Origin of the sequence: Marinoscillum pacificum, from assembly GCF_024714495.1 — a bacterium.
In the GTDB taxonomy this organism is placed as follows: domain Bacteria; phylum Bacteroidota; class Bacteroidia; order Cytophagales; family Cyclobacteriaceae; genus Marinoscillum; species Marinoscillum pacificum.
The window spans coordinates 209,589-216,707 of sequence record NZ_JAMZMJ010000009.1; the positions used below are offsets into that span (position 1 = coordinate 209,589).

8 protein-coding genes are annotated in these 7,119 nt (G+C 39.1%); 1 reads left to right on the forward strand and 7 read right to left on the reverse strand.

The genetic code is table 11. The features are described 5' to 3' along the window. Window positions 1-29: 29 nt before the first annotated feature. Window positions 30-1,136, reverse strand: coding sequence for a glycosyltransferase family 4 protein (locus tag NXS00_RS19070; protein ID WP_258100857.1), 1,107 nt, complete (start codon window positions 1,134-1,136; stop codon window positions 30-32). 85 nt (window positions 1,137-1,221) lie between these two features. Between NXS00_RS19070 and hflX the strand changes: the two genes are divergently transcribed. Further along, window positions 1,222-2,361 carry a GTPase HflX gene (gene hflX / locus NXS00_RS19075; protein WP_258100858.1) on the forward strand — a complete coding sequence of 380 codons (1,140 nt, stop codon included), beginning with the start codon at window positions 1,222-1,224 and terminating at the stop codon, window positions 2,359-2,361. Here the strand turns inward: hflX and NXS00_RS19080 are convergent. The 6 genes from NXS00_RS19080 to NXS00_RS19105 all read right to left on the reverse strand — a co-directional run. Beyond that, a complete protein-coding gene (locus NXS00_RS19080) occupies window positions 2,358-2,876 on the reverse strand; it encodes a DUF350 domain-containing protein (protein ID WP_258100859.1) in 519 nt (172 codons plus the stop codon). The genes hflX and NXS00_RS19080 overlap by 4 nt on opposite strands. After that, window positions 2,866-3,657, reverse strand: coding sequence for a transglutaminase-like domain-containing protein (locus NXS00_RS19085; RefSeq protein WP_258100860.1), 792 nt, complete (start codon window positions 3,655-3,657; stop codon window positions 2,866-2,868). Before NXS00_RS19085 ends, NXS00_RS19080 begins: the two co-directional genes overlap by 11 nt. Window positions 3,658-3,759: 102 nt before the next feature. Then, on the reverse strand, window positions 3,760-3,924 hold the full coding sequence (locus NXS00_RS19090; RefSeq protein WP_258100861.1) for a DUF1328 domain-containing protein: 165 nt from the start codon (window positions 3,922-3,924) through the stop codon (window positions 3,760-3,762). A 121-nt stretch (window positions 3,925-4,045) separates the two neighbouring features. Further along, window positions 4,046-5,518, reverse strand: a complete 1,473-nt coding sequence (locus tag NXS00_RS19095) for a hybrid sensor histidine kinase/response regulator (RefSeq protein WP_258100862.1) — start codon at window positions 5,516-5,518, stop codon at window positions 4,046-4,048. A gap of 10 nt (window positions 5,519-5,528) precedes the next feature. Beyond that, window positions 5,529-5,978: a response regulator gene (locus NXS00_RS19100; RefSeq protein WP_258100863.1), complete on the reverse strand. Its 450-nt coding sequence runs from the start codon at window positions 5,976-5,978 to the stop codon at window positions 5,529-5,531. A gap of 1 nt (window position 5,979) precedes the next feature. Beyond that, window positions 5,980-7,119: sensor histidine kinase (locus NXS00_RS19105; RefSeq protein ID WP_258100864.1), on the reverse strand; the 1,140-nt coding region annotated here is incomplete at its 5' end.

The window sequence follows — 7,119 nt, forward strand, 5'->3', positions numbered from 1 at the left end:
AATGACGGAAAGTAACTGACATTCAAGGATTATAACGCAAACTGATCGATAAGTTTCAGATACTCATCGATGACCAGTCTTTCATCAAATTTCTCAACAATCAAATTACGAGAATTGATTGATAATTGGTTTTGCTCTTCTTTACTTAAGGACAAGTAAAGCAACATTTTAGCAGCCAGGTCTTTTGGAGATTGAAGCTTGCACAAGAAGCCATTCTCACCATCCTCTACCACATGCCTACACCCCGGTACATCCGTAGCAATCATAGCCTTTCCCATGGCCCCAGCTTCGAGCAACGTACGCGGCGTTCCTTCTCGGTATGAGGGCAACACAATTACGTCTGAAGTAGCTACTGCGTCGCGTACATCAGATAAGTGCGGAACATATTCTATTAACTCATCAGCTAACCATGAGTCCAGTTCAGCCCTTTGAATACTCCTCGAATGCGTCTCATCCAGCTCTCCAATCAATCGAAAATGCGTATCAGGCTTTTTCTTTTTAACAATTTTAATAGCTTCTATAAAATCATAAACACCCTTTTCAACGATCAATCGCCCGATCATTGTGAATACTGGCACTTTATTCGGCTCTACCTTCATTGGTTGAAAGTGAGTGGTGTTAATCCCTGAACCAGGCAACAAACTCGTTTTATCTTTCGAAATGGGAATGAATTTCAGAAAGTCATCTCGATCTTCATTGTTTTGAAAAAACACCCAGGAATTCTTCTTGAAAGCACGCTTATAAAGTCCCACGGCAATCTTCTTTACAGTTCCTTTCCATAAAAACACTGTACCTAAACCACTGACATTGCAGATACATGGAATTTTTAAGTTTCCACAAACCAATGATCCGTATATATTGGGCTTAATCGTATAAGTCAATAAGATATCAGGTTGCTCCTCTTTCAGCACCTTTCTCATTTTGACCATAAGTCCAAAATCTGTTGCTGGATTCATTCCGCTAGCACTCATATCCAGGTGACGAAATCGGCAACCAATTTCTTCCAACTTTCCTGAGTAATCATCTTTAGGTGCTATTGCCACCACTTCATCCCCTCTTTTGATCAATGTTTCTATCAATCCTCGTCTGAAATTGTAGATATTCCAGCTAGTATTAATCATGATCGCTACCTTCATATGACTATGAGCTCTTTTTTTCACTAATTTTGAAACTTCCTAGAGACAATTTATGTACTGTAGGACAATAATTGTGTGATTTTTTATGATAGAAACCAAAAAAGAGCAGGAATTCGGTGTATTGGTGGCTGTGGCTCCAAAGTTTCAGACAGATGACAAAACGCAAGAGTATCTGGATGAGCTAGAATTTTTGGTTCAAACACTCGATATAAAAGTAGAAAAAGCCTATTCGCAAAAGCTTGAACACCCTGATACCAGGACCTATGTTGGAAAAGGTAAACTAGAAGAGATCTGTGAGTTTGTAAAGGCAAAAAATATAGGCAATGTCATTTTTGATGATGACCTGAGTCCATCTCAACTTAGAAACCTGGAAAGAGAACTAAAAGTCAAAGTATATGACCGAAGTTTATTGATCCTGGATATTTTCTTAAAACGAGCTCAAACCAATCAAGCAAAAACGCAAGTGGAGCTTGCGAGATATCAATACTTGCTTCCAAGACTAACTCGAATGTGGACTCACCTGGAGCGACAAAGAGGTGGTACTGCAACTCGTGGTGGTGCTGGTGAGAAAGAGATCGAGACGGATAGACGTAACATTCGCAACCAGATCAATATACTACGTAAGAAGCTTGACAAAATTGAAACTCAAGCTGCTACAAGAAGAAAGTCTCGTGATGGCATTGTACGTGTAGCACTTGTAGGATATACCAACGCAGGCAAATCTTCCTGGATGCAATTGCTGAGTAAAGAAGATGTTTATGCTAAAGATGAGCTCTTCGCTACTGTAGACTCTACGGTTAGAAAAGTGGTGATCAATCAGATTCCATTCTTACTTTCTGACACAGTTGGATTCATTAGAAAACTACCTCACAACTTGATTGAGTCTTTCAAATCAACGCTTGAAGAAGTAAAAGAAGCAGATATCCTATTGCATATCATTGATGCTTCCAATCCTTCTTATGAAGAGCATATTTCTGTAGTGGAGCAAACACTAGAAGAAATTGGTGCTGCTGACATTCAAACAATCAAAGTCTACAACAAAGTGGATAAGATTGAAGATATCTCAGAGTTTAACCCTGAGGGAAGTCAGAACAGTAAAGACAGCATTTTTGTCTCAGCTCATACCAAATATCATCAGGAAGAATTCAGAGATCTGGTAAGAGAATATGTACAGAAAGAGCATTTAAAAATTTATCCTAATTACCTTCTTCCGGAGCAATACTAAAATCCGGAAGGAGGCAACTCCGGATACGGGACTAGTGCTTCAATCAACAGTTTCACGCCATCTTTAGAAAAGATCGTCAGTGTAATAATGATTGTACTGATGATAATGGCCACTCCTACATTGTTGTTTTTAATTTCCTCAAACTCATCAATAGGAGTCAATTTGGCATAAAGGAAAGTGCTGATCAAACCAATGGCCACTGCTATTGTATACGCAATTCCTATGTAAATCGCTCCAGTGCCAAAGTATTTCAGTGAAAACAGCAGGCTATTATCTGACATATTCATCAATCGAAAAGATGAAATTAGAGGATCAATGATTCCTTCTACCATAATACCAACTGATAAAATAATAGCTCCGGTGAAGATGCTATAGGCAAGGTTATACTCCTGAATTCCGTAGTATTTCCTACCAACCCATTGCACCAACTTATAGGTGAGTGACAATATAAAAATACCAATTGTGATCGCAGAGAAGATCTCAATCAAGCTAATAATGATCAAATTAGAGTTCATTGGCTAATGCTATTTTCCAGTAGTCTTTATTTCCATAAGAAGGAGGAAGCATTCCTGCCATCCAACCTTTGGCTGTGGTTTCCCAAAAATAATATTTCTTCCCTTTGTGTGTAATGAAATCTCCTGAAGTAGGAATATTCAACGCAATCATGGCGTGAGCATATTCATCACTTATTACGATAACTGGCTCAAAACCGAGACGTTCTAAAACAGCAAATATCAGCACTGCTCGGGTATCACAATCTCCCATCTCTGTATGAAGAAACTCGTAAGGCGTATATAATCCCAATCGAACGTTCCCAACACACGGATGTCCATCCTTATCCCAATCATCACAGTCTCCGGTAATCACAAAACTGTAAGGTATGTCCTGAACAAAGGTGACCACCAATTCAGCCAAATCAATTCCAGAAAGTCCTTCATTGATGGCGATGGTTCTCATGCTATCTACTAGAAACTCTACATCCTCATCGCGATCTGAAAATTCGCGATAAAGCTGTTTCCACGGGTCAGAAGGTTGGGCAAGTCGACTGTAAACTTCGAAGCGATGATCTCTGGAGGCAGCATTTGCCTGAGACTGAGTTTGAAAACTCATGCAATGCCTTTCAGAAGTAGAAATGAATTGCCAATTGCGTTGATGATCAGTATACTCGGAATATTCAGTCATTTCATCTTCGCAGAGTTCTCCATTTTGGAGATTGACTTTGAAGAATGCAATTAAAACCGAAAAACCCCACCAAACGCAAAGAATAATCACAATGGCTCGTATGACTTTTTTCACGGGTTAAATATGCTCATAAGCATTAAACTAAACCTGTATAAAACAAAAAAAGTGAAGGCACTGCCATCACTTTTAGTCGAGTTTACATAGTGAGTCGAAAAATTAATTTCCTTTAGCTAATCGCATAATGAGTGCTATTACAAAGAGAACGAGGAAAATGAAAAATATCACTTTCGCGATGGCTGCCGCTCCGGCTGCTATTCCTCCAAATCCAAAAAGTGCTGCAATAAGCGCTACTACTAAAAATATTAAGGTCCAACGTAACATATCAAGTTCTTATTTAGTGATGCTTATGTATAAGACAAAACCATACCAAATGTCATACTGACCTCAAATTCAATATTCCTCGAAAAATCTGTGGAATTATCTACACAGTATGTAGAAATGATTACCTGTTTTGTGTCTCAGGCAAGCAAATAGTGAAGGTGGTTCCTTCACCTAGTTTACTCGTTACTTTGATTTGACCATGATGCGAGTGGACAATGTTCTGTGTGGTAGTTAACCCAAGTCCCATACCATCCTGCTTTTTGGTATAAAATGGATCAAACAACTGCTCCAAATCCGCTTGAGTCATCCCTTTTCCATTATCTGATATCAGTAGATAGATGGAATCATTTAAGTGTTTGGTTTTGACTTCCAGACAACCCTCGTTAGGCTGCATAGCTTCTACCGCATTTACAAGAATATTCAGTAGGGCAATTTTGACGTTTTCAGGATCAGCCTCGATTGTTATTTCACTATTGAGCTGGTAATCCCTTTCTATTCGCATACCTTTTAAGGTGATGCGGTCCTTCACCAAATCAAGAGCTCCTTCCAATACATCAATGATTTTGCACGTAACCATCTCAAGCTCTTTGGGCTTGGAAGAATTCAATAGATCTTTAATAAGCTGATCGATTCGTCCTACATTGCGATGAGCGATGGTCATGTAAGTATCTGAAAGGTCACTTTCTGGATTCAACTCATCTTCCAATTGATTCAGTGCGAGCTCAAGGTTGGTCAGAGGATTTCGTACCTCATGAGCTATACTTCGCACGAGTTTACCTGTCATAGACAATCGTTCTGCTAACAGCAACTGCTCTTCTGCTCGCTTATTGAGTGTTACATCATGTATTAGCCCTTGATATCCAATATGCTCTCCATCATGATTGTATCTTTCAATCATCGTTAACCTACAAATCAATGTTTCATTATTGGCTGAGGTAAATGACTCCTCAAAATCCTTCACCTGACCAGAATTGGTCTTCAATTCTGTCAGAAGTTGGTTAAAGGAAGACTCTTCCTTGAAATACACTTTCAAGCTCTTATGCTTTACGGCAGCATGATCACAGCCAAACAATCGACAGAATGAAGGATTTACATCTACTAGTTTGAAATCTAAATCCACCAGATAAATAGCATCTATAGAACGTTCAAACAGATCTCGGTATTTCCCTTCGTTTTCGCTGATCTTTTTTAAGGCTTGAGAATGATTCAGGGAATATCTGATTGAGCGTTCAAGCAATTCAGGTGATATTTCACTTTTAACCAAATAGTCAGACGCTCCTTTTCTCATAGCCTCCATATCTATTTGCTTATCACCAACTCCCGTCAATAAAATCATTGGACTCAAAAAACCCATTTCAAGCGCCTCTGAAATTAAGGTCAACCCGTCCATTTCACCCAAGCGAAAATCAACCAGGTATACATCATGCGAATTGGCAAAAATTTTCTCTTTTGCCGTACGATAGTCATTTTCCCAATCCAACTGGTAGGTAAATGATTTCATTTCCATGAAAAGATCTCTGGTTAAGATGTAGTCATCTTCATCATCGTCTATTAATAGAATTCTAACGTCCCTACCGTTGGTTAATGAGTTCATGTTTTATTGATTAATCTGGTAAAACCACTATTCCGAACCAGTATTTCCCAAGCTCTCTCGTTACTTGTACTAAATCATCAAAAGTCACCGGCTTGGTGATGAATGAGGACACTCCTAAATCGTAGCTTTTCAAAATATCTTCTTCAGACTTGCTAGTAGTCAAAACCACGATCGGTATTCGCTTTAAGGAAGGATCACTTTTGATTTCCATGAGTGCTTCACGGCCATCTTTTCTTGGCATATTCAGATCCAATAAAATCAAGCCTGGTCTAGGAGCGGTTTCTTTATTGTATTTACCTCTTTGATGTAAATAGTCCATTAAATCTTCTCCGTCAGAGACAAATCGCAATGGATTGAGCATTTGGTTTTCTTCAAATGCTTCTTTGGCCATGAGCTGATCATCCGGATCATCATCGGCCATGAGGATTGTGATAGGTTTCAAGTTATCGTTTTGATTCATTTTATTTAGGTAAATACACACGGAATGTTGCCCCAACACCTGCTTCTCCTTCTGCTTCTATTTCTCCATCATGATTGGTAACAATTTTTTCACAAATCGCCAATCCAATGCCGGTGCCAGAATATTCTGATCTTCCATGCAATCGTTTAAAAATCACAAAAATTTGTTCACTGTAGGAGGGATCAAACCCAATCCCATTGTCTTTAAAAGTAAGTTCCCAGCAGGGCTCCATCACTTGGGTCAAACTCATTCGCTCCACTTCCTTCACTTGAATGGAAACAACTGGCGGCACGTCTTCTTTGGAATACTTGAGCGAATTAGATATTAGGTTTTGGAATAACTGACGCATTTGTCCAGCATCACCTTCTATTATTGGTAATTTATCCTTTGTAATACTCGCCTGTTTATGGTTGATCTCAACTTCCATATCCAGAAGTACCTCATCTAAAATCACTTCAAGATTAACTTCATCAAAAGTATATTCAGCTCTGGAAACTCTTGAATACTTGAGCAAATCATCTATCAAAGTCTGCATACGTGCAGAAGCATTCTGCATACGACTGATGTAGTCGGAACCTTGTTCACCAAGCTCCTTTTCGTACTTGGACTTGAGGCGATCACCAAATGCTCTCACTTTCCTAAGCGGCTCTTGCAAATCATGAGAAGCTATATAAGCAAACTGCTCCAACTGATAATTGGTATCTTCTAACTCGCTTTGCTTCTCCAGCAATTCTTGTTCATGCTGCTTGATAAAATTAATGTCCGAAAAAGTGATCACTACTCCTTCGCCATTTTTAACAACATTAATATCGTACCAGGTATTCAGTCCCTGATATTCATAGAACTTTTCTGTATGGAAAGACTCGCCAGTTTCGGCAACATGCACGTATTTATCAAACAATTGGGCCTCCTTACTATCTGGAAACATCTCCAAGAGCCTACGACCAATCATTGCTGCCTGATCTTTCCTAACTAACTTTGCCGCTGTTGCATTAGCCACCTTTAGCTCAAAATCAACAACCTCACCATCACTATTTCGAATGGAATTGAATGCCAAAATTCCATTTGGAGAACTATCTAACACACTCTTAATGAGGTTCTGATAAAACTTTCTTCGGTCTATTTCGGACTGCAGTTCTTC

Coding starts and splice junctions, on each gene's coding strand:
- NXS00_RS19070 (WP_258100857.1), bottom strand. CDS start 1,136: ATGAAGGTAGCGATCATGATTAATACTAGCTGGAATATCTACAATTTC.
- hflX (WP_258100858.1), top strand. CDS start 1,222: ATGATAGAAACCAAAAAAGAGCAGGAATTCGGTGTATTGGTGGCTGTG.
- NXS00_RS19080 (WP_258100859.1), bottom strand. CDS start 2,876: ATGAACTCTAATTTGATCATTATTAGCTTGATTGAGATCTTCTCTGCG.
- NXS00_RS19090 (WP_258100861.1), bottom strand. CDS start 3,924: ATGTTACGTTGGACCTTAATATTTTTAGTAGTAGCGCTTATTGCAGCA.
- NXS00_RS19095 (WP_258100862.1), bottom strand. CDS start 5,518: ATGAACTCATTAACCAACGGTAGGGACGTTAGAATTCTATTAATAGAC.
- NXS00_RS19100 (WP_258100863.1), bottom strand. CDS start 5,978: ATGAATCAAAACGATAACTTGAAACCTATCACAATCCTCATGGCCGAT.